This is a genomic window from Pseudomonas frederiksbergensis (assembly GCF_900105495.1).
GTDB classification, from domain to species: Bacteria; Pseudomonadota; Gammaproteobacteria; order Pseudomonadales; family Pseudomonadaceae; genus Aquipseudomonas; species Aquipseudomonas frederiksbergensis.
Map to the genome: position 1 here is coordinate 4,801,684 of NZ_FNTF01000002.1, position 24,877 is coordinate 4,826,560.

Consider the following 24,877-nt stretch of genomic DNA (forward strand, 5'->3'; position numbering starts at 1 on the left):
GAGAGCCACGCAAATGGAGGCTCCTCATGTCACTCACGCCCTACAAAAACTACATCGATGGACAGTGGTGCAAAGGTCACACCACGCTGAGCAACCACAATCCATCAGACAGCCACGACTTGATCGGTGAATACCACCAGGCCAGCGTCGAACAGACCCACCTGGCCATCCAGGCCGCCCGCAGCGCGCAGCCGCAGTGGGCGGCCACTGGCCTGGAAGCTCGACAGCTGATACTGATGGCCATCGGCGACGAACTGATCGCCCGCAAGGAAGAACTCGGCCAACTGCTCTCCCGTGAAGAAGGCAAGCCACTGGCCGAGGGTATCGGCGAAGTTAATCGCAGCGGCCAGTTCTTCCACTACTACGCCGCCGAGGTGTTGCGCCAGATGGGCGAGACCGCCGCGTCCGTACGCCCCGGTATCGATATCGAAGTACACCGCGAGCCGGTAGGTGTGGTGGGCATCATCACCCCTTGGAATTTCCCCATGGCCACCGCTGCCTGGAAGATCGCCCCGGCTTTGGCTTTCGGTAATGCGGTGGTGTTCAAACCAGCCAACCTGGTGCCAGCGAGTGCCTGGGCATTGACCGAGATTATCAGTCGCCAGGCCCTGCCCCATGGCACGTTCAACCTGGTCATGGGCAGCGGCGCAAGCGTCGGCGAGACGCTGGTGCAGTCAGCTGACATCGACGCCTTGACCTTTACCGGTTCGCTGGCTACCGGTCGTCGTGTCGCGGTCGCCACAGCCGGCAATCTGGTGCGTTGCCAACTGGAGATGGGCAGCAAGAATGCCCTGGTGGTCATGGACGATGCCGACCTCGATGTGGCCGTGGAATGCGCCCTGAACGGTGCGTTCTTTGGCACCGGACAAAAATGCACGGCGTCCTCGCGGCTGATTGTTTGCGAGGGTATCCACGACCGCTTTGTCGAAGCGCTGCGCGGGCGCATGCGCCAGCTCAAGGTCGGCCATGCCCTGGAAGCCGGCGTGCAGATCGGACCGGTCGCCGAGGCACGGCAACTGGAACAGAACCTGGAATACCTGCGCCTGGCCCAGGCCGAAGGCGCCACACTGGTCGAAGGCGGCGAGCGCCTGCATCTGGACACCGACGGCTTCTTCATGCGTCCGGCGTTGTTCATCCACAGTCGCAATGACATGCGCATCAACCGCGAAGAAGTGTTCGGGCCGATCGCCTGCGTCATCCGTGTACGCGATTTCGAGGAAGCCCTGGCGACCCTCAATGACACCGAGTACGGCCTCACTGCCGGGATCATCACCCAATCGCTGCGCCATGCCAGCGAATTCAAGCGCCGCGCCCAAACGGGCTGCGTGATGGTCAATCTGCCCACCGCCGGCACCGATTACCACGTTCCGTTCGGCGGCCGTAAAGCCTCAAGCTTCGGGCCACGTGAACAAGGGCAATACGCCCGCGACTTTTACACCGTGGTCAAGACCACTTACGTCCGGCCTTGATGGAGAACCCGCCATGCACAACCTTCTAATGATCGACGGCCTGCAATACTCCAACTGGAGCCCGGAAATATTCCAGCAGATGCAGGCCGGCGGCTTGAGCGCAGTACATGCCACCATCGCCTACCACGAGAACGCGCGTGAAACCCTCTCCCGCCTGGGCGAATGGAACCGTCGCTTCGAAACCTGGCCCGAGCTGATCCGCCCGGTGCGCTCGGCCAGCGATATCCGCCTGGCCCACGAGGAAGGTCGAGTGGGTGTGTTCTTCGGTTTCCAGAACTGCTCGCCGATCGAGGACGACATTGACCTGGTGGAAATCTTTCGCCAACTGGGCGTATTCGTCATGCAGCTCACCTACAACAACCAAAGCCTGCTCGCCAGTGGTTGCTATGAACATGCAGACAACGGCATCAGCCGCTTCGGCCGCCAGGTCATCGCCGAGATGAACCGGGTCGGCATGCTGATCGACATGTCACACAGTGCTGAGCGCAGCACCCTGGAGGCCATCGAATTGTCGACCCGGCCGGTGATCATCTCCCACGCCAACCCATCGAGCTTCCATGCGGCCAAGCGCAACAAGTCCGATGCCGTATTGCGCGGCATCGCCGAATCCGGCGGGTTGCTGGGCTTCAGCACCTATCCCTTTCACCTCAAGGGTGCTTCGGCCTGCCGCCTGGAGAGCTTCTGCGACATGGTTGCCCGTACCGCCGACCTGATGGGCGTCGATCATATCGGCATCGGCACCGACCTGTGCCAGTCGCAACCGTTGTCAGTACTCGAATGGATGCGCAACGGGCGCTGGAGCAAAGAGAAGGACTATGGCGAAGGTTCCAAGGACAACGCCAACTGGCCGACTCCGCTGCAATGGTTCCGCGATAGCCGCGACTTCCCCAACATCGCCAAGGGCCTGCGTGCCCGCGGATTTGCCGAAGACGATGTAAGCAAGATTATGGGAATGAATTGGTTGCGCCTGCTGGAAACCGCCACCACGGCGCAGACCTGAACCATCCCTGCACGGACAGCATGAACAATAAAAACAATCGCAGGTTCCGGAGGCTTTCATGAAAAATCCAAGCACCCTACAGGCTGACGGCGAGGCCGTGAGCCTGCCAATCGCCCGAGACATCGACTGGCCCCTGTTCCTGATCAGTGGCGGGTTCTTAGGGGCATTCCTAATCGCGGCACTGGTCGATATCGACGCGGTGTCGGCACTGGTCAACACCCTATTCGCCTGGTCGACCAAGGCCTTCGGCCTGTATTGGCAGGTGCTGATGTTCTCGACCTTCGTGGTCAGCCTGGGCATCGGTTTTTCGAAATGCGGGCGCGTACGCCTTGGAGGTATCGAGCAGCGTCCGGACATCAGCACCTTCAACTGGATTGCCGTGATTATGTGCGCATTGCTCGCCGGCGGCGGCGCTTTCTGGGCGGCCGCTGAACCGCTGATGCACTTTGCCAGCCCACCACCGTTCTTTGCCGGCGTGCAGCCGCACACTGAAGCGGCGGCTACTGCCGCATTGGCGCAGGCCTTCATACACTGGGGTTTCCTGGCTTGGGCGGTGCTCGGCAGTTTGCTGGCGATCGTGCTGATGCACTTGCACTACGACAAGGGCTTGCCACTGGCACCGCGAACCCTGCTTTACCCGCTGTTTGGTGAACGCGCCTTGAAGGGTCCGATTGGCATCTTCGCTGACGCCACCTCAATCATCGCCGTGGTCGCCGGCACCATCGGTCCGATCGGATTCCTCGGCCTGCAGATCAGCAGCGCGATGCACGCGGCGTGGGGCGTGCCCAATGGGATCGTAACCCAGTCGATCACCATCGTCCTGGTCACCCTGATGTACACCACGTCATGCCTGGTCGGGCTCAAGGGCATCCGCTTCGTCAGCGAGATCAATGTCTGGCTGATGCTGGGGCTGGCCGTGTTCATGGTGGTGTTCGGGCCGACGCTGTTTATCCTCGGCGGCTTCCCGTCGGCCTTTGCCTTGCACGTGGAACAGTTCATCCCGCTGACGATGTTCCGTGCCGATCCCAAGTGGCTGGATTGGTGGACAGTGTTCTACTGGGGCTGGTTCATCGGTTATGCACCCATGGTCGCGCTATACGTCGCACGGATCTCACGGGGTCGCACTATTCGCGAGATCATCATGACGTTATCGATCATCGCCCCGCTGGTGACCATGTTCTGGTTCACGGTAGTCGGCGGCACCGGCATCGGCCTGGAGCTGCAGTCACCCGCAATTGTGACGGCCCATGGCACCCAGCCTGAAGATTTGCTGTTGGGCGTGACTCAGAACCTGCCGCTCGGTGGCCTGATCAGCGCACTGTTCCTGTTTCTGAGCTTCATATCGGTGGCGACCAACGGCGATGCCATGGCCTTTACCGTGGCGCTGGCGATGTCCAGCACCGACAAGCCGAAGAAGTGGCTATGTGGTTTCTGGGCCATCGGCATGGGTCTCGCGGCGGTGGTGCTGATCACCATCGGTGCCGGCGGCGTGACAGCCCTACAGTCCTTCATTGTCATCACCGCGGTGCCAGTGTCACTGGTGATCCTGCCGGCTCTGTGGGATTCAGTACGCATTGCCCGGCACATGGCCCGCGAGCAAGGTCTTTGAACATGATGCATCCAGGAACAATAACAATGTCCGACTCCCCGTTTGCAGCGCCGACGCTGCGCCCCGCCAGCCAGGTCATGGACCTGGCTCGGCTGGGCAGCCACTTCCAGAGCCCATTGAGCTTCGTGCGCAGCAGCATGCGCCGGATGATGAACCAGCAGTGGCGGATTCAGCGTAGCCGGTTCGATCTGGACGACGAAGGCTTCGGCACCGTCATCTACCGTATAGACACGCCGACCGCGCACTACCATTGCGTGATCTTATCGGCCTACCTGCCGCCGGAGAAACGCAGCGACCGGGTGATCGCCGATCAATGGGACGTCTGTTTCGTACTGGTAGCCGGAGACGTCGACGAGGCGCAACTGCGCGATCTGCAACACAACGTCCCGTTACAGGAAGCCGGCCGCTTCGATGCGCGGGTGCTGGTACTGTCCCGCGCCAACCGCAGCCTGCGCAATTTCGAACGCTTCCTCGTGGCACTGGCTGAAGGCAATCAGCCGGACCCACGCCAGTTGGCCGACGTCGGCTACCTTTACCGCACCACCGCCGTCTACGGCAATGGCAAGTTCGGCATCGCCGACTTCGGTTGCCTGCAGGACAACGCTGACTTCAATCAGCCGTTCAGCGCGCAGATGTTCACGGTGTACCTGTTGCGCCATTTCAGCATCGAACAGATCGAGCACATGGCAAAGGTGCGCAATCCACAGCGCGCAACGAAACTCGACGTGAATCTGCAGCGTTATCTGGGCGTCGGCAACGCTACCGGGCTAGGCATGGCACCCTTCCTGCTCAATCATCCGCAACTGATCGACCAGTGGATCCTGGCGCGGGAAACCGCTTTGGCCCGGGTCCTGACACAACCGGCGGACCCGGTCCGCTTGCAGCGTTTGCATGAACTCCTGCATCGCGCACACCTGCACGTGCAGCAAACCCAGACGGAAGACTTTCGCCAGCACGAGCAAGACCGACAGACCCTGGCTGACCTCACCACATTGGCCACATGGCTCAACTGCCAGCCCTGCAGCGACGATCTCTGGTCACGCTTGCTGGCTTGGAGCGAAGCGCACGCGAGCATCGGCTGCCAAGAGCTGTTGGTCAGCCTTTTGCTGGAACTGTATCCCGAGCACGTGACGCCGCTGGCTGAGCAGATGGGCGTCGTCGAAGGCTGGCGCCTGGATGCGCAAATGCCCTTGGCGCAGCTATGCGAGCTTATTGAACACCACTATGCCTGGGCCCTGGCCTACGACTTCAGCAACGCCGATGCCGAACATTTCTTCTGGTATCGCTCTGCCGAAAAGGAAGAGCCCCGCCTGGGCATGCGTACTGAAGAACCGGGCGCCGACAAGGAGATGCAACTGGGCATCGCACGCAACATCCAGCGCTGCCATTGCGCACTGCTCGACCACCTGGGCGCACATCCCGATGAGTTGACCGCGCACTTTCTGATTGCCCATCCGGCGTTCAAGGGCACGATCCGGCGCTTGCAGGGCATGGCTGAGTGCGCCTATGGCGAGATCCGCGCCAACCTGCTGGCCCGCGACATGCTGCCCATCCATTTGTTGCGCTGCAAACTGGCTTTCTTCGGCGCGGGCAAATTCGACCCCAAGTCCAGCCGATGGGTGCGCATTACCCTGTTCCAGGGCGCACCGCTGGTGGGCGAAATTGGTCAGCCGTTCGCCGACGACTGGAACTTTGCGGTCATGCCCAACGGAGATCAGTGACAATGCGCGTATCCCTCAACGAACTTCAGGTGATGTGCCGCAAGGCCTTCGAAGGCATGGGCTTCGCCGCCGGCGACTGCGAGGATGCCGCCGACATGGTTGGCTGGCTGCAACTGCAAGGGCTGGACGGCGTCGGTGAGCTGGAAAAAGCCTTGGACTATCTGCAGAGCGAAGCGGATCAACCCTTTGCCTTGCGCTACGAAGACAGCGCCCTGCTGGTCATCGATGCCAAGGGCCAGAGCGTGCTGCGCTGCGCGGCGACCGCGGTGGAGCTGGCGCTGAGCAAAGCGCTGAGCAGCGGCCAGGCCGTGTTGCGGATTCATCATTGCCACAACCGACTGCTACTGCTCGGTTACCTGGGCCAGGCCGCAGAGCAAGGAATGGACATCCAGGCGCGCTGGGGCGATGCCCGCCAGGTTCGCATCGCCTCCTTCCGCGCCGGCAACAGCCGCCCTGAATTGCACGTCGACGAGCGACCTTGCGCCAGGGATGTGGAGCAAAGCATCACCGTAACCTTCAGTCGCCCGGCAGTGCCTGCGCGTCATCAGGTCTGCGCGCAAGCTGCACTTACCCAGGGCCTTACCGTCGGCGAGGCCACCTGGCAACGGCTTAAGCAGTTGGCCGAACAGATACTGGTCGAAAGTACCGAAGCCTCGCGCCGCCATGGCGCAGGTGGCGGCAGCGATGCCGATTGAAAACCCGTCCCTTCATATTCAGGAACATCCCAATGAAATATGCGATCAAGACCGACCTATTCGCGTCTAAAGCCCCGCTTGAATGGGCAGTCGTCGGCAACGGCACCCTCTACACCGCCCAGATCCCCATCGACGCCAGAGGCCAAGTGGTTGCCGGCGGCATTGAGGCCCAGGCGCATCAGACCCTTGCCAACCTGCGCCATACCCTGGAGGCGGCGGGCACCTCGCTGGATGCGGTGACTCAGGTGTTGATCTACGTCACCGACCGCAGCTACCTGGCCACCGTCAACGCAGCCTATGCGCAGTATTTCCAGGCGCCCTACCCCAATCGCGCGGCCATTGTGGTGGCGGGGCTGGCACGCGAGGAGATGCTGGTTGAGATGGTGGTGTACGCCTGTTTGCAGTGAGCTAACGGTGGCATGGATCTTTTCAGCCTTTACACTTGGATTGCGCCAAGGCGGCCATCTATGCCACGCCGCTCAGTCTCGACCTATGCTCACAGAGAATCGGGTAGTGATATTGAAAAAACTGCTAAAGCAGTGCTGACGCCTGTCAACTACCAACTCAGGAAGTGAGTCAGTTTGGCGCCCTGCCTATCGTTAAACATCCTTCAGGTAACGCGATGCTACGCTGTCCTTAAAACCGAGGAATCGCGATGCCACATTCAGACCTGCTCCCCTCCTTGTTGTACAAGATCAACGAAAACCAACTCGCCCTGGAGGCCGCCATCCTGGAAATTTCCAACTGGGTCGAGGCGCGCGGCTCGGCTGACATTGCAGACAACGTGCGCGCCGAATTGGACACCATCGACAAGAACGAGGAGTTCATCAAGCTGACACTGGCAGTGCTGATGACCCCGGAGTGACCTGGAGCGACAGCTCGTCGCCTCGTCCGCGCCGCGATAGCCGCGTCTCGATTTGGCCAGGTTCTACGCCTGCCCCGCCGCCATGAAGATTGCCAGACATGCGCTGGAAGAGGTTTTGTAACGACGCCTTCACCCGCTGGTCTACCCTGAATGAACAGCAGGAGGGTTCAATCATGTGCGGACGCCTTTCACAGTACCGGGGAATTCACGACTTCGTCGCGGCGCTCAGTATCCCCCATGCACTGATCAACTATGCCGGCGACCAGCCTTTCGAGCGCTACAACGCCGCTCCGACCACTCAGCTTGCCCTCATTCACCAAGAAGGTCAGTTTCTGCGCGCTGACATGGTTCGCTGGGGCTGGCGCCCGCACTGGGCCAAAGACCGCGTCGCGCCGATCAATGCCCGGGTTGAGAAAGTTGCCCACGGACCGTTCTTCAAAGCGATCTGGCCTCATCGGGCGATCATTGCGATCGACAACTGGTTTGAGTGGGTTTATGAAGGCGGGCCAAAGAAACAGCCTTACCTCATTCGCCACCGTGACCGGACGCCGATCCTCTGTGCCGCGATCGGTCAGTACCCCATCGCTGAGCGTGAACCGGGCGAGCACGATGGCTTCGTGATCATCACCGCCGACAGCGCCGGAGGCATGGTCGATATCCACGACCGACGCCCGGTGACATTGAGCCCGGAGCTGGCCCGAGAATGGCTGGACCCGGCCCTGCCGAAAGAGCGCGCCGAGCAAATGGTCCTTCTTGAGGGAGAACCTGCCGAGGCCTTCGAGTGGTTCAAGGTTGACAATGCTGTCGGCAACGTACGGAATCAGGGGCGGGAGCTCATCACCCCCCTTGACCGAGACGAAGGCTGATCGAGCAATCGGTCAAGCGATTCGGACTCAGGATCGATTTCGCACCACTCATCGATAAAACTAAATAATCGAAAGTGCCTGCCGATAGTCAAAACAATGCCCCAGCATCATGGGATTTTAGAACGTGTAGTAGCGAGTTCAGGCTTATGAAAGATATCTATCTACTGATCGAGCATGGTATGGATCAGGGCGAAGTTTACGTACTGGGTTGGTTCGATGACGAGAAAAGGGCCAAGGAAGTGGCCGAGGAGAAAGAGTGGGAGGTTTACCGAGCCAGCTTGAAAGCTGAGCATCCCTGGTCAAATCACAAACCGTTGTCACCAGACCAAACCAAATACCGTCGCTTCTGGATCAAAGAAATTTCCAGATTTGATCACGTCCCGGTTCCCAGGTCTTCGGCAGTTCATTGACCCGGCAGGGCAGCGACGGCGTTCACGGTGCGAACTGAATCAGCTCCGTCCCTACTGGGTCTGGACTTCTCGCTAAAAGGACCCTCACTGACAATGCCAAAGAAGCGCCCAGTCGACACTGCAGCCAGTGCTGCAGATATCGAAAGATCGATCCAAGCCCTGAACAAAATGGCTGAACGCCTTTGGGGAGATGGTCGAGAGAGCGAGGCGAAAGCCCTCCTCGATGCCTTGGATGCGTTAAACCGGGCGCTGGACCGGATCAGGATTGGTGAAAGCCGCAAGGTTGTGACTCTTCATTGAAGTCCCCCATGGACTCATTGAAAGCCCCATACACATTACCCTTTGACTCTATGTGTGCATGCACACCTTTTTGGATATGGAAATTCAATGAAAAGCACCCAGTTTTTTATCTCCCTTTCGTGCGCCGTTGCAGTTTCACTGCTGAGCGGCTGTGCGGCCTCCGTAAAAAGCGGCGGCACTGAAGCACTGATGATTGAAGAGTCCACTAAGAACAACTTAGTGGTAAATATTCAGGGGAACGGCAAGGTCCGGCAGAACACTGACTGGATTCGCCTGAGGCAAGAATGGAATGAAGCCCTGAAAAATGAAGCTGACCGCGCTGGATACCGCCTCACTGAGTCTCATGTAGCGAACCCCGCAGAGAAAGATGGTGTGGCCATCAAGATCAACGTTACGAATTTCCGATATCTGACATCAGGTGCGCGCTATGCCGCTGGCGTGATGGTCGGCAACGCTTGGATTAACTCTAGTGCCGATTACTCCGACCTGAAGTCTGGACGCTTGATCGGGACCCGGACGTATGACACCTCTTCATCTGCTTGGGAGGGGGTTATGTCAGCGATGACTCAAGAGCAAGTAGAGGCTATTGCGCAGCAAATAATAAGCGACATCAAGAACGCAAAGGCTAAGTAAGCGCGGCGGAGATCTGTAGGCGATCTTATCGAGGGTTGATGGCATGGCGCACTCACTTCAATACCAGATAACCGAATCCGTTCGGGTGGTTGAGATTGAGATTGGAAAACTGCTCGATTTGGCGGCAATGCTGAAAGACGATGGAAACGATGCCTTAGCGACGGCGGTCTCGAGTCAGGCGAATAAGCTGCTTGAGGCTGCGGTGGCGCTGAGAATTGCGATGGCTGGCTGACCGCCCCACGCCGGGCTTTGCACCTGTCATGCCTTCGTCACACGGCCCAGGTGTCGACCAGTGGGTGGGAAACAGTCTGAACCCCTTTCGTCCTCTTTCAGTCGAAATTAATGGCAGCCCTTACCCACTGAATCATCACTTGAGAGGAGTCTTTTCATGAAGATTTCGGAAGTAATGACGAGGGACGTTAAAACAGCCAAGCCCGGCCACACAATCCAGGAAGCCGCCAGCCTCATGGCCAGGATCGACAGCGGCGCGATCATGATCGAGGAGCAAGAACGCCTGGTTGGTATGATCACGGACCGAGACATCGCAGTCAGAGGCGTAGCCAAAGGACTCGCAGCGGACACCCCGATCAGCGAAATAATGAGTGATGGCATCCGCTATTGCTTTGAGGATGAGGACGTTGAACATGTGGCCAAAAACATGGCCGATATTCAACTGCGCCGCTTGCCTGTACTCAACCGGGACAAGCGCCTGGTTGGCGTGGTGTCGTTAGGGAACATTGCCAGCGCCAGGTCGCAAACCGCTTCTGCTACTGTTCTGCGGGGGGTAGCACAGGCCCATTAATCATTTATCTGACAGGGTTCAAGCCCGGTCCAGCGCCGGGCTTTTCGTATCTGCCTGTCATGCCTTCGTCACACCGACCAAGCACACTGCAGGCAGCCAAAGGGATTTGGCCACGTGTATAAAGAGCCCGGCCTGGCGCCGGGCTTTTTCGCTCCAGACATCTCACAACGACAGCAATCCACTGTACAACCCATACGCTGCCAACCCGGCCCCGACGAAAACGCAGGCAAAAATCCCTTTCTCGACAGGCGAAAACAAAGGCTCGCCCTGCTCATGTTTTGCCTTGGCAAATAAAATCACTCCGGGCGCATACAACAATGCCGAGAGCAGCAAATACTTCACCCCGCCGGCATACAACAACCACACCGCGTAACACAGTGCGATCCCGCCAATCATCAAGTCTTTGGTGCGCTCGGCCGATGCGTGTTCGTAGGTTTCGCCGCGCCCGCTCAACAATACTGCATAGGCCGCCGACCACAGGTAGGGCACCAGAATCATCGATGACGCGAGGTAGATCAGACTGGTGTAGGTGCCGGCAGAGAACAGTGTTATCAGCAGGAAAATCTGGATCATCACATTGGTCAGCCACAAGGCGTTGACCGGTACATGGTTGGCGTTTTCCTTTTTCAGGAAGGCCGGCATGGTCTTGTCCTTGGCCGTGGCAAAGAGGATTTCAGCACAGAGCAGCGCCCATGACAGCAACGCCCCCAACAGCGAAATCGCCAAACCAATGCTGATCAACAGCGCCCCCCAATGACCGACGATATGCTCCATCACCGTCGCCAGTGACGGATTCTGCAGTTTGGCCAATTCGGGCTGGCTCATGACGCCGAGGGACAGCACGTTAACCAATACCAGCAGCGCCAACACCCCGAGGAAACCGATGACCGTCGCTCGACCTACATCCGAACGCTTTTCCGCCCGGGCCGAATACACACTGGCGCCTTCGATGCCGATAAAGACGAAGACCGTTACCAGCATCATGTTGCGCACCTGATCCATCACACCGCCAAAATCCGGATTGCTGCGGCCCCAGATATCCCGGGTAAAGATGTCAGCCTTGAAGGCCACGGCAGCGATCACGATAAACATGATCAACGGCACGATCTTGGCGATGGTGGTCAGTTGATTGATGAAGGCGGCCTCTTTGATTCCGCGCATCACCAAAAAATGCACCGACCACAGAAGGATCGAGGCGCAGCCGATGGCGATCGGCGTGTTGCCTTGGCCAAAAACCGGAAAAAAATAACCCAGGGTGCTGAACAGCAGCACGAAGTAACCGACGTTGCCTAGCCAGGCGCTGATCCAGTAACCCCAGGCGGAAGAAAAACCCATGTAATCGCCAAACCCGGCCTTGGCATAGGCGTACACCCCGGAATCCAGCTCAGGTTTGCGATTGGCCAGCGTCTGAAAGACGAAGGCCAGGGTCAGCATGCCAACGGCAGTGATTGCCCATCCGATCAATATCGCGCCTACGTCGGCTTTCTCGGCCATATTTTGCGGCAGGGAAAAGATCCCGCCACCGATCATCGATCCCACTACTAAGGCAATCAGCGCATTCAAGCGGAGCTTTTGTGTCGTCTGTGACATTTTTTTGCGCCTCCGTTTACCCGCGGGGACTTTCATAGTCGGTATTAACCAATTGGCAAAGCGTAATAGGGGTTACCGATTAACGCCAGGCAAAGGATTTTTTATAACTTTTCGCAATAAAAACAGCAGTGTAATTATCAGCACCTCATTGGGCACCCATGAAACAGCAATTAAAATTTGCCAAACACTGGAAACCAACTAGCGTGAAGTCAGCAATTATTTTCTCCCTGGCCGCTTAAAAACAGTCACGACAACAAGATTATTACGAACAGCCTTATTTTCGTAAGTCTTTAAATAACAATGAAATATAGATATGCATTAATCGAAAGAACATAACGAAACCAATGTTGTTTCTCCTCCCCTGCAATGGAGTCATGCAATGTCTGAATCCCCGGGAAAACTGAAACTCGGCGCGCTGGTTGCATTGGTCGTCGGTTCCATGATCGGGGGTGGGATCTTTTCCCTGCCGCAGAACATGGCCGCCAGTGCTGACGTCGGTGCCGTTCTAATCGGTTGGGCAATTACGGCCGTTGGCATGCTGACCCTGGCCTTTGTTTTCCAGACGCTGGCCAACCGCAAGCCCGATCTGGACGGCGGTGTCTACGCCTATGCCAAGGCGGGTTTCGGCGACTACATGGGTTTCTCGTCTGCCTGGGGATACTGGATCAGTGCCTGGCTGGGTAACGTTGGTTACTTCGTTCTGTTGTTCAGCACCCTCGGTTACTTCTTTCCGATCTTCGGTGAAGGCAACACGGTGGCCGCGATAATCGGTGCGTCGGTGCTGCTCTGGGCGGTGCACTTTCTCGTGCTGCGCGGGATCAAGGAAGCCGCGTTCATTAACCTGGTGACCACGGTCGCCAAGGTCGTGCCGCTGTTACTGTTCGTCCTGATCGCGATCTTCGCCTTCAAACTGGATATCTTCACCGCTGATATCTGGGGGCTCAAAAACCCGGATCTGGGCAGTGTAATGAACCAGGTGCGCAACATGATGCTGGTTACCGTCTGGGTGTTCATCGGCATCGAAGGCGCGAGCATCTTCTCGGCCCGTGCGGAAAAACGCAGCGATGTGGGTAAAGCCACCGTCATCGGGTTCATCACCGTGCTGCTGTTCCTGGTGCTGGTCAATGTACTGTCGCTGGGGATCATGACCCAACCGGAATTGGCCAAACTGCAGAACCCGTCCATGGCCGCGGTGCTGGAACACGTGGTCGGTGAGTGGGGCGCGGTACTGATCAGCGTCGGCCTGATCATTTCGTTGCTCGGTGCGCTGCTGTCGTGGGTGTTGTTGTGTGCGGAAATCATGTTTGCCGCCGCCAAGGACCACACCATGCCGGCCTTCCTGCGCAAGGAAAATGCCAACCAGGTGCCGGTCAACGCCTTGTGGCTGACCAATGCGATGGTGCAACTGTTCCTGATCATCACGCTGTTCTCGGCCAGTACCTACCTGTCGCTGATCTACCTCGCCACCTCGATGATTCTGGTGCCGTACTTGTGGTCTGCGGCTTATGCGCTGCTGCTGGCGATGCGCGGTGAGAGCTATGAAAACGCTCTGGCCGAACGCAGGAAAGACTTGTTCATCGGCGCCATTGCGGTGATTTATGCGATCTGGCTGATTTATGCCGGCGGCGTCAAATACCTGCTGCTCTCCGCCCTGCTCTACGCCCCCGGCGTCATTCTGTTCGCCAAGGCTAAACTTGAAGTCAATAAACCGGTTTTCACCAACGTCGAGAAGTTGATTTTCGCAGCAGTCGTCGTCGGCGCCCTGGTCGCAGCCTACGGGCTGTATGACGGCTTCCTGACCCTGTAACGCCTAAGTGTTTTGTCATCTGGAGGATCACTGCAATGACCACCGAAAAAGTTAAGTACGGCGTCCATTCCGAAGCCGGCAAACTGCGTAAAGTCATGGTTTGCTCCCCAGGCCTGGCTCACCAGCGGCTAACCCCGAATAACTGTGACGAACTGCTGTTCGACGATGTGCTGTGGGTCGCCCAGGCCAAGCGTGACCATTTCGACTTTGTCACCAAAATGCGCGAGCGCAACGTCGATGTGCTGGAAATGCACAACCTGCTGACCGATATCGTCGCCATCCCCGAAGCGTTGGACTGGATCCTGGAACGCAAGATCACCGCCGACTCGGTTGGGTTGGGTTTGATCAACGAAACCGGTTCCTGGCTGCGCAGCCTCGAGCCACGCAAGATCGCCGAGTTTCTGATTGGCGGGGTGTTTGCCGATGACCTGCCGACCAGTTTCGGTGGCAAGACCATCGAAATGTTCCGCGATTTCCTTGGCCACTCCAGTTTTATTCTGCCGCCACTGCCCAATACCCAGTTCACCCGCGACACCACTTGCTGGATCTACGGCGGTGTGACGCTGAACCCGATGTACTGGCCGGCGCGCCGTCAGGAAACCTTGCTGGCGACGGCCATCTACAAGTTCCATCCGCAGTTCACCAACGCCGACTTCCAGATCTGGTATGGCGATCCGGACAAGGACCACGGCAATTCCACCCTGGAAGGAGGTGACGTCATGCCGATCGGTAACGGCGTGGTCTTGATCGGTATGGGCGAACGCTCGTCTCGTCAGGCTATCGGCCAACTGGCAGTCAATTTGTTCAAGAACAAAGCTGTTGAGAAAGTGATTGTCGCCGGCCTGCCGAAATCCCGTGCAGCGATGCACCTGGACACGGTGTTCAGTTTCTGCGACCGCGATGTAGTGACCATCTTCCCGGAAGTGGTGAACCAGATCGTGGCCTTCACCCTTCGCCCTGACGAAAGCAAACCCGGTGGCATCGACATCCGTCGCGAAGAGACCAACTTCCTCGACACCGTGGCCAAAGCCCTCAACCTCAAAGCGCTGCGCGTCGTCGAAACCGGCGGCAACAGCTTCGCCGCCGAACGCGAGCAGTGGGATGACGGCAACAACGTGGTCGCTGTGGAGCCGGGTGTGGTGATCGGTTACGACCGCAACACCTACACCAATACGCTGCTGCGCAAGGCTGGCGTGGAAGTCATCACCATCAGCGCCGGCGAACTGGGTCGCGGCAGAGGCGGCGGCCACTGCATGACGTGCCCGATCATTCGCGACCCTATCGACTATTAATTTGCCCACCTGCGCCTGCGCTTATAAAGCACAGGCGTTGGGATAACCGACATCCAAGGAGATCCAAAATGGCCTTTAATATTCACAACCGTAATTTGCTGAGCCTGGAGCACCACACGCCTCGCGAATTACGCTATCTGCTGGACTTGTCTCGCGACCTCAAGCGCGCCAAGTACACCGGCACCGAGCAGCAACACCTCAAAGGCAACAACATCGCGTTGATCTTCGAAAAAACCTCGACCCGGACCCGTTGCGCCTTCGAAGTGGCAGCCTATGACCAAGGCGCCAATGTCACCTACATCGACCCGAACTCTTCGCAAATCGGCCACAAGGAAAGCATGAAGGACACCGCCCGCGTATTGGGTCGCATGTATGACGCCATCGAATACCGTGGCTTCAAGCAGGAAATCGTCGAAGAACTGGCCAAGTTCGCCGGTGTGCCAGTGTTCAACGGTCTGACCGATGAGTACCACCCGACGCAAATGATTGCCGACGTGCTGACCATGCGTGAAAACGCCGACAAGCCGATTCATGAGATCAGTTACGCCTATTTGGGCGACGCCCGTAACAACATGGGCAACTCGCTGCTGCTGATCGGCGCCAAGCTCGGCATGGACGTGCGCATTTGCGCGCCGAAAGCCCTGTGGCCGGCGGACGATCTGGTCGCTCGCTGCAAAAAATACGCAGAGGAAAGCGGCGCTCGCATCACCCTGACCGAAGACCCTAAAGCCGCCGTCAAAGGCGTGGACTTCATTCACACCGATGTCTGGGTATCGATGGGTGAACCGGTTGAAGCCTGGGCCGAACGCATCAAACAACTGCTGCCATACCAGGTCAATGCGGAATTGATGAAAGCCACCGGCAATCCGCGCACCAAGTTCATGCACTGTCTGCCGGCGTTCCACAACTGCGACACCAAGATCGGCAAACAGATCGCCGAACAATACCCGCACCTTAGCAACGGTATTGAAGTCACCGACGATGTGTTCGAGTCGCCAGCCTGCATTGCCTTCGAGCAAGCGGAAAACCGCATGCACACCATCAAGGCGATTCTGGTGTCGACCCTGGCTGACCTGTAACGGCTGATGCGGTTTGCCTTTCTGTGGGAGCGTGGCTTGCCTGTATCGCGGGCAAGCCACGCTCCCACAGGAGACCGAGCCGTCCGTTGCCTCACTGTTTAGAAGGACTGCATTATGCGTATCGTCGTTGCTCTGGGTGGTAACGCCCTGCTCCGCCGTGGTGAACCCATGACCTCGGACAATCAGCGCGCCAACATCCGGATCGCCACCGAACAGATCGCCAAGATTCATCCTGGCAATCAACTGGTCATCGCCCATGGCAATGGTCCGCAGGTCGGCCTGTTGTCGCTGCAAGCCGCGGCCTACACCTCGGTTTCGCCGTATCCGCTGGACGTGCTGGGTGCCGAAACCGAAGGGATGATCGGCTACATCATCGAACAGGAACTGGGCAACCTGCTGGACTTCGAAGTGCCCTTCGCCACCCTGCTCACTCAAGTCGAAGTCGATGCCAATGACCCGGCGTTCCAGAACCCTACCAAACCCATTGGCCCGGTCTACACCAAGGCTGAGGCGGAACAACTCGCGGCCGAAAAAGGCTGGGCGATTGCCCCGGACGGTGACAAGTTCCGTCGCGTAGTCGCCAGCCCAAGACCCAAGCGTATTTTTGAAATTCGCCCGATCAAGTGGCTGCTGGAAAAAGACAGTATTGTGATTTGCGCGGGGGGGGGCGGCATCCCGACGATGTACGGCGCCAGCGGCAAACTGCAGGGCGTGGAAGCGGTGATCGACAAAGACCTGTGCTCGGCGCTGCTGGCTGAACAGCTGGAAAGCGATCTGCTGGTGATCGCCACCGACGTCAATGCCGCCTACATCGATTTCGGCAAACCCACCCAGAAAGCCATCGCTCAGGCTCACCCCGACGAAATGGAAAAACTCGGCTTTGCGGCTGGGTCCATGGGGCCGAAAGTCCAGGCCGCCTGCGAGTTCGCCCGCCATACCGGCAAAGTCGCGGTAATCGGTTCACTCGCGGACATCGAGGCTATCGTTCAGGGCACAGCGGGCACCCGTATCAGCACCAAGGCATCTGGCATTACCTATTTGTGAGGAGAGACGACAATGGCAACGTTCGACCCCGGACATCTGCACATCGAGCGCCACGCGCTGACCAAGGACGATGTCAACTACAACCTGCACCTGGACTATGAAGTGTTCAAGGATCCCAAGGAAGGCAAAGGGATGCAGTTCACATTGCACGGTTCGATCCAGGGCAAGGAGATGACGGAAACGTTCTTCCTCCCCAAGGATCAAGCCTACAACTTCGCCAGGAATGTCACGAAAATTCTTGAAAAGCACGGTATCCCCAAAGTGCACAGCAGCCTTGGGTCAAATCACAAATTCTACGACTTGATGTTCGAAGACATGAGGGAGCAGCTGGATATGAAATCAGGCGACCCGGTCAAACCAGAACATCTGGAGTGATCCGGGCGCGCTTTTCTATCGTTATCAGTGAAGCGGCCAGAACCACGCGTGTTGCTGTGGGCACTGGCCGCGCAAATCCCTGAGGGATATCGGCAAGGCTTCAGCCCAATTCACTTTCCCGGATGAGCTTCTTGTTAATCTTCCCGACGCTGGTTTTAGGGATCTCGGCAACGAACTTGAACTGCTTGGGAATCGCCCACTTGTTGATGCGACCACGCTCGACAAACCCTTGAAGGTGCGCCTCCAGGATCTTGCGGTCCAGGTACTGCCCGGGCTCGCACACCACCAGCGCCATCGGCCGTTCGCCCCATTGCTCATCGGCGATGCCTACCACCGCGACCGACATGACGGCCACGTGTTCGCTGATCAGGCTCTCCAGCTCAAGAGAACTGATCCACTCCCCGCCCGTCTTGATCACATCCTTGATGCGATCCTTGATTTCCACTCCTCCCAGCGGGTCGATAGAGGCCAGGTCACCGGTGTGCAGCCAGCCGTTGTGCCACAACTCGGCGCCCTTTTCCGGCTCCTTGAAATAGCCTTGGGTCAGCCAGGGTGCGCGCACCACGATCTCGCCCAAAGACTCGCCGTCATGGGCAACCTCATTGCCACTGGCGTCGATGATTTTCAGGTCGACCATCGGCACAGGTGTGCCCGTCTTGATGCGGATAGCCAGTTGGGCTTGTGTGGATTGAGCGAGGTCTTCGTCACGCAGGTAAGTCAGGCACAGCAACGGACAGGTTTCCGACATGCCGTAGCCGCTGTGCACCTGAATGCCTTTGGCACTCGCTTCGCTGGCAATACCTAATGTCAGCGCGCTGCCGCCCAGGAGCATTTTCCAGCCATCGAATCGAGTTCGTTCAGCTTCTTCGCAGTTCAGGATCATTTGCAAAATGGTCGGTACACAGTGGGAGAACGTGACTTTCTCCTCTCGATACAGCCTGACCAGACTGTTGGGCTCGTAGCGACCGGGGTAGACCTGCTTGATCCCCATCAGGGTAGCGACATACGGCACACCCCAGGCATGCACGTGAAACATCGGCGTGATCGGCATGTAGACATCATCGGAGCGCAGCAGCGGCAACCCCTGATAGACGCCCAACGTGCCGACGGCATTCAAGGTGTGCAACACCAGTTGGCGGTGGGTGAAATACACGCCTTTGGGGTCGCCAGTGGTGCCCGTGGTGTAGAACAGGGTCGCCACGGAGTTTTCATCGAAATCGGGAAAGTCGTACTGGTCAGCCGCCCCGGCCAACAGGTTTTCATATTCCCCCAGCACCGGTAGCGACGTCTGGATGGCGGTGTCGTCCGTCAACTGCAGGTAGCCTTTGACGGTTTTGAGCTGCCCGTGAATCTGTTCTACCAGAGGCAGGAAGTCGTCATGCACCAGCACCAGGTCATCCTCGGCATGGTTCATGGTGAACAGCACCTGATCCGGCGAAAGACGGATGTTCACGGTATGCAGCACCGCACCGATCATCGGTACCGCAAAGAAGCATTCCAGGTAGCGGTGGCTGTCCCAGTCGAGCAGGGCCACCGTGTCCCCGGCCTTGACGCCGGCAGCGGTCAAGGCGTTGGCCAGCCGACGGATCCGCTGGTTGAGGGTCTGGTAGCTGTAGCGCAGTTTGTCGGCATACACGATTTCCCGACCCGGCTCGTAGCGCACGCCGGACAGCAGCAATTGCTTGATCAGCAAGGGGTAGGCATAGGCGCCGTCGGCGGGCGGAATTATTTTTGTCGCCATCATGGTTGTGGTTCCCGGTCCTTTTTACGTGGGCTCAGAACTGCGCTGCGTCCAATTGATAGAGGCATTCGCTGCCCGCCTTGGCCGATGCACTCAACGAGTGGATGCGTGGCAGCAGACGGGCGAAGTAGAAGCGCGCGGTGGCCAGTTTGCTGGCGTAGAAATCGTCTTTTGAATGCGTGCTCATGGCCGCCTTGGCCATTCGCGCCCACATGTAGGCGTACGCGGTGTAGCCGAACACGTGCAGGTACTCGACCGAGGCCGCGCCGATTTCATTCGGGTTGCCCTGGGCCCGGTCCAGCAGCCATGTGGTCAGTTCGTCGAGGGTGTCGACGGCGGCGTTCAACGGTTGGGTGAACTCTCTGAGGTCAGCGCAGGCATTGGCGGTATAGGTGCGGATTTCCGAAGCGAACAGCCGGTACAGCGCCCCGCCACTGCCGACGATTTTGCGCCCGGCCAGGTCCAGTGACTGGATACCGTTGGTGCCTTCGTAGATCTGGGTGATGCGCACATCGCGAACCAGTTGTTCCTGGCCCCATTCGCGGATGTAACCATGGCCGCCGAAGACCTGCTGGCCGTGCACCGTGGTTTCCAGCCCCATGTCGGTGAGGAACGCCTTGGCCACCGGGGTCAGCAGCGACACCAAATCTTCCGCGCGCTTGCGGGTGGTGGCGTCATCGCTGTACTTGGCAGTGTCCAGTTGCAGCGCCACGTAGCTGGAGAACGCCCGCCCGCCTTCGTTCAACGCTTTCATGGTCAACAACATGCGCCGTACGTCCGGGTGCACGATGATCGGATCGGCGGCCTTGTCCTTGTTCTGCGCACCGGTCGGCGAACGGCTTTGCAGGCGGTCACGGGCGTATTCGACGGCGTTCTGGTACGAACGCTCACCCAACGCCAGACCCTGGATACCCACGCCCAGACGCTCGTAATTCATCATGGTGAACATGGCCGCCAGGCCCTTGTTCGGCGCATCGATAATCCAGCCGGTCGCCCCGTCAAAGTTCATCACGCAGGTGGCCGAAGCCTTGATGCCCATCTTGTGCTCGATGGAACCGCAGGACAGCGAGTTGCGCTCGCCCAGCGAGCCATCGTCATTGACCAGCACCTTGGGCACCAGAAACAGGGAAATGCCTTTGGGGCCGGCGGGTGCATCAGGCAACCGCGCCAGTACCAGATGAATGATGTTTTCAGTCAGGTCGTGCTCGCCGCCAGTGATGAAAATCTTGCTGCCACTGATCTTGAAACTGCCGTCGGCCTGAGGTTCGGCACGGGTGCGAATCAGGCCAAGGTCCGTGCCGGCATGCGCCTCGGTCAGGCACATGGAACCGGTCCAGGTGCCGGCGTACATGTTTGGCAGATAGCGTTCCTTGAGCGCTTCACTGGCATGGGCATTGATCGACAGGCACGCACCGGCGGTCAGCATCGGGTAGAGGCCGAACGACAGGCTTGCCGAGTTGACCATCTCTTCGACCTGAGCCGAAATCGCCTTGGGCATGCCCATGCCACCGAACTGTGGATCGCCGCCCACACCCACCCAACCGCCTTCGGCGAATGCCTGGTAGGCCGCAACAAAACCATCTGGCGCCGTGACTGCGCCATTGCTCCAGGTGCAGCCCTGCTCGTCGCTGCTGCGGTTCAGTGGCGCGATGACTTCGCCACTGATTTTGCCGGCCTCTTCAAGGATTGCAGCGGCTGTTTCTTCATCGATCACCTCGGCCAGGCCAGGCAACCGGGCCCATAAGCTGGACACCTTGAAGACTTCGTTGAGTACGAAGCGCATATCGCGCAAAGGAGCTTTGTAATCAGACATGGTTGGCTTACTCGGAAGTGGTCAGGGCATGGGGCATACCCTGGCGTTGAGAGGTGTCGGTTTCAGCGGCTTGCGCCACGTGAGCTTGCAAAACGGGGTGACGCAGCAGGAAGTACGACAGGGCAGGAATCAACACCAGCGCGCCAAGCATGTTCCACAGGAACATGAAGGTCAGCAGGATGCCCATGTCGGCCTGGAACTTGATCGGCGACCAGACCCAGCACACCACGCCCGCCGCCAAAGTGATGCCCACCAGGCCCACGACCCGGCCGGTAAACGACACGGCGTTGCGGTACGCCTGAGACAGCGGCAGGCCCTGACGCTGGTAATGCAACTGCACGCTGAGCAGGTACAACGCGTAATCCACGCCAATGCCCACGCCCAATGCGATCACCGGCAGGGTCGCGACTTTCACGCCAATGCCCATGGCCACCATCAACGCCTCGCAAAGGATCGAGGTCAGGACCAGTGGCAACAGGGCGACCAGGGTCGCGCGCCAGCTGCGGAAGGTGATCAGGCAGAACAGCGTCACCGCCGCATAGACGTAAAGCAGCATGGTGCGATTGGCCTCGCGCACCACGATGTTGGTCGCCGCCTCAATCCCGGCCGACCCGGCCGCCAGCAGGAACTGCCGATCTTCGCTGTTGTTCTCGCGAGCGAATTTTTCGGCAATGCCCACCACGGCATCCAGGGTCTCGGCCTTGTGGTCCTTGAGGAAGGTGATCACCGGCATCAGCGAACAGTCGGTGTTGAACAACTCCGGGGAGTTGACCGAGGCTTGCTGTGCGGCGTAGTTCAGCACGTCCTGATTGCGCTGGATGCTGTTGAGCTTGGGGTTGCCTTCGTAGGTGCCGGCGGTGATTTGGCGCACCGCGTTGACCAACGACGCCGTGGCCTGTACGCCCGGATACTGCTGCAGTTCCCAGGCCAGGCGGTCAGCGAGGACCAGCGTCTTGTAGTTCAAGCAGCCTTCTGGCGCAGTCTTGATCATCACCGCGAACAGGTCGCTGGACAGCGCGTAGTGGCTGGTGATGTAGGCGTTGTCACGGTTATAGCGCGAGTCGGCACGCAACTCCGGCGCGCCACTTTCCAGGTCGCCGATCTTCAGCTGCAAACTGACCATGAAGCCGCCGATGCCCATCAGCATCGCGACCAATACCGCCCCCGTGGCCCACTTGCGCGTGGTGAAACGGTCGAGCAAGTCCCACAGTTTGCCGAAGCCTTTGTGCCCCTCTGCGCGGGTGTCGATTTTCAGCGCACGCTCGGCAGCCTTGGCGCCGACGCCGACATAAGACAGCGCCACCGGCATCAGCAACAGCGAGGTGAAAATCAGCACCGCCACACCGATACTGGCGGTGATCGCCAGGTCGCGGATCACTGGAATATCGATCAGCATCAGCACCGCGAACCCGACGGCGTCGGCCAGCAGCGCGGTGACGCCGGCAATGAACAGGCGGCGAAAGGTGTAGCGTGCGGCGATCAGCCTGTGGGTGCCGCGGGCGATGTCTTGCATGATCCCGTTCATCTTCTGCGCCGCGTGGGACACACCGATGGCGAAGATCAGGAACGGCACCAGCACCGAGTACGGATCGATGGCATAGCCCAACCAGGCGACGATGCCCAGTTGCCAGACCACCGCGATCAACGAGCAGCCGACCACCAGCAAGGTGCTGCGCACGCAACGGGTATAGGCGTAGATGATGATCAGCGACGTGACCACGGCCAGGCCGAAGAACATCATTACCTGGATCAAGCCGTCGATCAGGTCGCCCATCAGTTTGGCGAAACCGATCACCCGGACTTTGTACTGGCCCTTGCCCTCCTCCCCGGCCTTGCGTGCAGCGCTGTCGCCGGCGAACTCGATCTTGTCGCGCAACTGCTCTTCGAGCATCTGCGAAAAGGCGTGGTAGTCGATGCGCTGACCGCTGGCCGTGGCCTTGTCCAGCAGTGGCACGATCAGCATGCTCGATTTGTAGTCGCTGGCCACCAGGCTGCCGACGATACCGGCGCGGGAAATGTTCTGGCGCAGCTGTTCTATTTGCTCAGGCTTGCCCTCATAGGTATCGGGCATCACCGGGCCACCCTGGAACCCTTCCTCGGTGACTTCGGTCCAGCGCACCGCCGGGCTCCACAACGACTTCATCCAGGCGCGGTCGACGCCTTCGGTGAGGAACAACTTGTCATTGACCTGCTTGAGCACGTCCAGGTAACCGGGGTCGAAAATATCGCCCTGGGTGTTCTCCACCACCACCCGGACCGAGTTGCCCAAACCGCGCAGCGACTGGCGGTTTTCCAGGAAGTTCTGGATGTACGGCTGACTCTGCGGAATCATTTTTTCGAAGCTGGGGCGAAGCTCCAGACGCGTTGCGGCCATGTAGCCCAACACCACGGTGGCCAGCGCCATCAGCAGCATGAACAACGGGCGGTAGTTGAACACCAACCGCTCCAGCAGGTTGCCGGAATGGCGGTCGAAATCCCGCAGATCGCGGATTACCGGCATGGTTTCTTGTTTGATATTGCCCATGTCTGGGTACTCGCTCTAAGGGTTCGAGGGCTTGTCAACGGACAGCGTCCGTGCACCACGGCTGCCAACCACTACCAGCGCACCGTTGGCGGCACGCGTGACGCCCGTCACCGGGACTGGTTCGGCTTGCTGCAACCAGTGCATTTGCGCACCGCCCCCCTGGCTCACCAGCATCTGCCCGCCCTGAGTGAACAGGCGGTAATCACCCTGGGCATCGACGATTCCGGCAGTGATGCTGACGCGCAGGCCACTGTCCTGCGGGGTCCAGCTGAGGCCGCCATCGGTGCTGCGCAGCACATTGCCGCGCAAGCCGTAGACGAGGACTTCCCCGGGTTTGCCGAGCACCCCGAAAAAACTGCCCTGATAAGGTGTCTGCACGGCGGCGAAACGCTGTTGGGCGTCATCCCATTTCAGCAACAAGCCCTGCTCGCCGGCGATGTACAGCGCATCCCCGGTGGAGGCGATGGCGTTGAGGTGAAAACCCTGCGGGTTGTTGGTGCGGTCCTGAAACGGTGTCCAGCTCTGGCCGCCATCCTCGGTGCGCAGGATCAGGTTGAACACCCCGACCACATAGCCGAGGCGCTCGTTGGCGAACCAGACATCGAGCAACGGTTTGTCGGCGCCTTGCGCCACCAGGCGCTCACCTTCGGCGACCAGCAGCGGCCATTGTTCGTTGCCCGGTTCTGCACTGGCCAACGCACCGTAATGCTTGACCAGCAAGGCCCCGATCTCGCGACCGTCCAGTTGCTTGCGCCAGGTCGCGCCCGCATCGTTGCTGTGCAACACCACACCGTCGCCGCCCACCGCCCAGCCTTGGGTCGCGGAAGGAAAACTCACGGCATTGAGGTCAGCACTGACCGGCACCACGGCCTGCTGCCAGTGCTTACCGGAATCATCGGAAAACAGAATATGGCCACGCTGACCGACGGCGATCACCCGCTCACCGGCGCGGGCCATGCCGGACAACGGACTGTTGATGGCCAAGGCACTGACTCTGGCGGGCAGGTCCAGCACATCGACGTAATCGGCCGCGTGGGTGACGCCCTGCAACAGGCCGAGCACCACACCAAACGCCACCTGCAAATAATTCTTATACGAACACATACCGCGTCCTCTTCGGAAAACCGCGCCGGGACACACATCCGTGTGTCTGACGTTCACACCTGGCGCCCGCGACGATCGGCGTGCACCGACCGCCACACGATCCACGCTTGGTGAGCCGTGGACCTTGCGGGCGCTTTT

Annotated in this window: 23 protein-coding genes; 18 read left to right on the forward strand and 5 right to left on the reverse strand. The window is 59.0% G+C overall.

All coding sequences use genetic code 11. The features are described from left to right. Positions 1-26: 26 nt before the first annotated feature. The 13 genes from BLW70_RS22425 (at position 27) to BLW70_RS22485 (ending at position 10,370) form a co-directional block, all read left to right on the forward strand. Positions 27-1,469: an aldehyde dehydrogenase family protein gene (locus tag BLW70_RS22425; protein ID WP_074877689.1), complete on the forward strand. Its 1,443-nt coding sequence runs from the start codon at positions 27-29 to the stop codon at positions 1,467-1,469. Positions 1,470-1,482: 13 nt separating this feature from the next. Continuing rightward, positions 1,483-2,469, forward strand: coding sequence for a dipeptidase (locus BLW70_RS22430; RefSeq protein WP_074877691.1), 987 nt, complete (start codon positions 1,483-1,485; stop codon positions 2,467-2,469). 58 nt (positions 2,470-2,527) lie between these two features. Beyond that, positions 2,528-4,078, forward strand: coding sequence for a BCCT family transporter (locus tag BLW70_RS22435; protein WP_074877693.1), 1,551 nt, complete (start codon positions 2,528-2,530; stop codon positions 4,076-4,078). Between the two features lie 26 nt (positions 4,079-4,104). Then, positions 4,105-5,799, forward strand: a complete 1,695-nt coding sequence (locus BLW70_RS22440; RefSeq protein ID WP_074877695.1) for a hypothetical protein — start codon at positions 4,105-4,107, stop codon at positions 5,797-5,799. Between the two features lie 2 nt (positions 5,800-5,801). Continuing rightward, positions 5,802-6,494: a DUF3726 domain-containing protein gene (locus BLW70_RS22445; protein WP_074877696.1), complete on the forward strand. Its 693-nt coding sequence runs from the start codon at positions 5,802-5,804 to the stop codon at positions 6,492-6,494. A gap of 32 nt (positions 6,495-6,526) precedes the next feature. Then, positions 6,527-6,901, forward strand: a complete 375-nt coding sequence (locus tag BLW70_RS22450; RefSeq protein WP_074877697.1) for a RidA family protein — start codon at positions 6,527-6,529, stop codon at positions 6,899-6,901. Between the two features lie 248 nt (positions 6,902-7,149). Beyond that, positions 7,150-7,359: a hypothetical protein gene (locus BLW70_RS22455; protein WP_074877699.1), complete on the forward strand. Its 210-nt coding sequence runs from the start codon at positions 7,150-7,152 to the stop codon at positions 7,357-7,359. Positions 7,360-7,532: 173 nt separating this feature from the next. Next, entirely contained in the window at positions 7,533-8,225 is a 693-nt protein-coding gene (locus BLW70_RS22460; RefSeq protein ID WP_074877701.1) for an SOS response-associated peptidase, read from the forward strand. Positions 8,226-8,371: 146 nt separating this feature from the next. Continuing rightward, positions 8,372-8,635: a hypothetical protein gene (locus tag BLW70_RS22465; RefSeq protein ID WP_074877703.1), complete on the forward strand. Its 264-nt coding sequence runs from the start codon at positions 8,372-8,374 to the stop codon at positions 8,633-8,635. 93 nt (positions 8,636-8,728) lie between these two features. Continuing rightward, entirely contained in the window at positions 8,729-8,935 is a 207-nt protein-coding gene (locus BLW70_RS22470; RefSeq protein WP_074877705.1) for a hypothetical protein, read from the forward strand. 87 nt (positions 8,936-9,022) lie between these two features. Then, positions 9,023-9,568, forward strand: a complete 546-nt coding sequence (locus BLW70_RS22475) for a DUF4410 domain-containing protein (protein ID WP_074877707.1) — start codon at positions 9,023-9,025, stop codon at positions 9,566-9,568. Between the two features lie 43 nt (positions 9,569-9,611). Next, positions 9,612-9,800, forward strand: a complete 189-nt coding sequence (locus tag BLW70_RS22480) for a hypothetical protein (protein WP_074877709.1) — start codon at positions 9,612-9,614, stop codon at positions 9,798-9,800. 156 nt (positions 9,801-9,956) lie between these two features. Continuing rightward, positions 9,957-10,370, forward strand: coding sequence for a CBS domain-containing protein (locus BLW70_RS22485; protein ID WP_074877711.1), 414 nt, complete (start codon positions 9,957-9,959; stop codon positions 10,368-10,370). Positions 10,371-10,532: 162 nt separating this feature from the next. Here BLW70_RS22485 and arcD (BLW70_RS22490) read toward each other — a convergent pair whose 3' ends face one another. Beyond that, positions 10,533-11,960, reverse strand: coding sequence for an arginine-ornithine antiporter (gene arcD, locus BLW70_RS22490; RefSeq protein WP_074877713.1), 1,428 nt, complete (start codon positions 11,958-11,960; stop codon positions 10,533-10,535). A 379-nt stretch (positions 11,961-12,339) separates the two neighbouring features. On the opposite strand from arcD (BLW70_RS22490), the gene arcD (BLW70_RS22495) reads away from it, so the two are divergent. The 5 genes from arcD (BLW70_RS22495) to BLW70_RS22515 all read left to right on the forward strand — a co-directional run bounded on the left by arcD (BLW70_RS22495) (position 12,340) and on the right by BLW70_RS22515 (position 17,557). Beyond that, positions 12,340-13,767, forward strand: coding sequence for an arginine-ornithine antiporter (arcD, locus tag BLW70_RS22495; protein ID WP_074877715.1), 1,428 nt, complete (start codon positions 12,340-12,342; stop codon positions 13,765-13,767). A 35-nt stretch (positions 13,768-13,802) separates the two neighbouring features. Beyond that, on the forward strand, positions 13,803-15,059 hold the full coding sequence (gene arcA / locus BLW70_RS22500; protein WP_074877718.1) for an arginine deiminase: 1,257 nt from the start codon (positions 13,803-13,805) through the stop codon (positions 15,057-15,059). Positions 15,060-15,127: 68 nt separating this feature from the next. Continuing rightward, the gene (locus BLW70_RS22505; protein ID WP_074877720.1) at positions 15,128-16,138 is read left to right on the forward strand and encodes an ornithine carbamoyltransferase; all 1,011 of its coding nucleotides are present in this window, start codon (positions 15,128-15,130) and stop codon (positions 16,136-16,138) included. 114 nt (positions 16,139-16,252) lie between these two features. Beyond that, positions 16,253-17,182: a carbamate kinase gene (arcC, locus tag BLW70_RS22510; protein WP_074877722.1), complete on the forward strand. Its 930-nt coding sequence runs from the start codon at positions 16,253-16,255 to the stop codon at positions 17,180-17,182. A 12-nt stretch (positions 17,183-17,194) separates the two neighbouring features. After that, positions 17,195-17,557 (forward strand): DUF5064 family protein, encoded by a 363-nt coding sequence (locus BLW70_RS22515; protein ID WP_074877724.1) that lies wholly within the window; start codon positions 17,195-17,197, stop codon positions 17,555-17,557. A gap of 100 nt (positions 17,558-17,657) precedes the next feature. Here BLW70_RS22515 and BLW70_RS22520 read toward each other — a convergent pair whose 3' ends face one another. Genes BLW70_RS22520 through BLW70_RS22535 form a run of 4 tightly spaced genes read right to left on the reverse strand, consistent with a single transcriptional unit; the run spans position 17,658 to position 24,739 of the window. Next, positions 17,658-19,301, reverse strand: coding sequence for a fatty acid--CoA ligase (locus BLW70_RS22520; RefSeq protein WP_074877726.1), 1,644 nt, complete (start codon positions 19,299-19,301; stop codon positions 17,658-17,660). Between the two features lie 31 nt (positions 19,302-19,332). Continuing rightward, on the reverse strand, positions 19,333-21,111 hold the full coding sequence (locus BLW70_RS22525; protein ID WP_074877728.1) for an acyl-CoA dehydrogenase C-terminal domain-containing protein: 1,779 nt from the start codon (positions 21,109-21,111) through the stop codon (positions 19,333-19,335). A 7-nt stretch (positions 21,112-21,118) separates the two neighbouring features. Beyond that, positions 21,119-23,635 carry an efflux RND transporter permease subunit gene (locus BLW70_RS22530; RefSeq protein ID WP_074877730.1) on the reverse strand — a complete coding sequence of 839 codons (2,517 nt, stop codon included), beginning with the start codon at positions 23,633-23,635 and terminating at the stop codon, positions 21,119-21,121. A gap of 15 nt (positions 23,636-23,650) precedes the next feature. Next, positions 23,651-24,739 (reverse strand): WD40/YVTN/BNR-like repeat-containing protein, encoded by a 1,089-nt coding sequence (locus BLW70_RS22535; RefSeq protein WP_074877731.1) that lies wholly within the window; start codon positions 24,737-24,739, stop codon positions 23,651-23,653. Between the last annotated feature and the right edge of the window lie 138 nt (positions 24,740-24,877).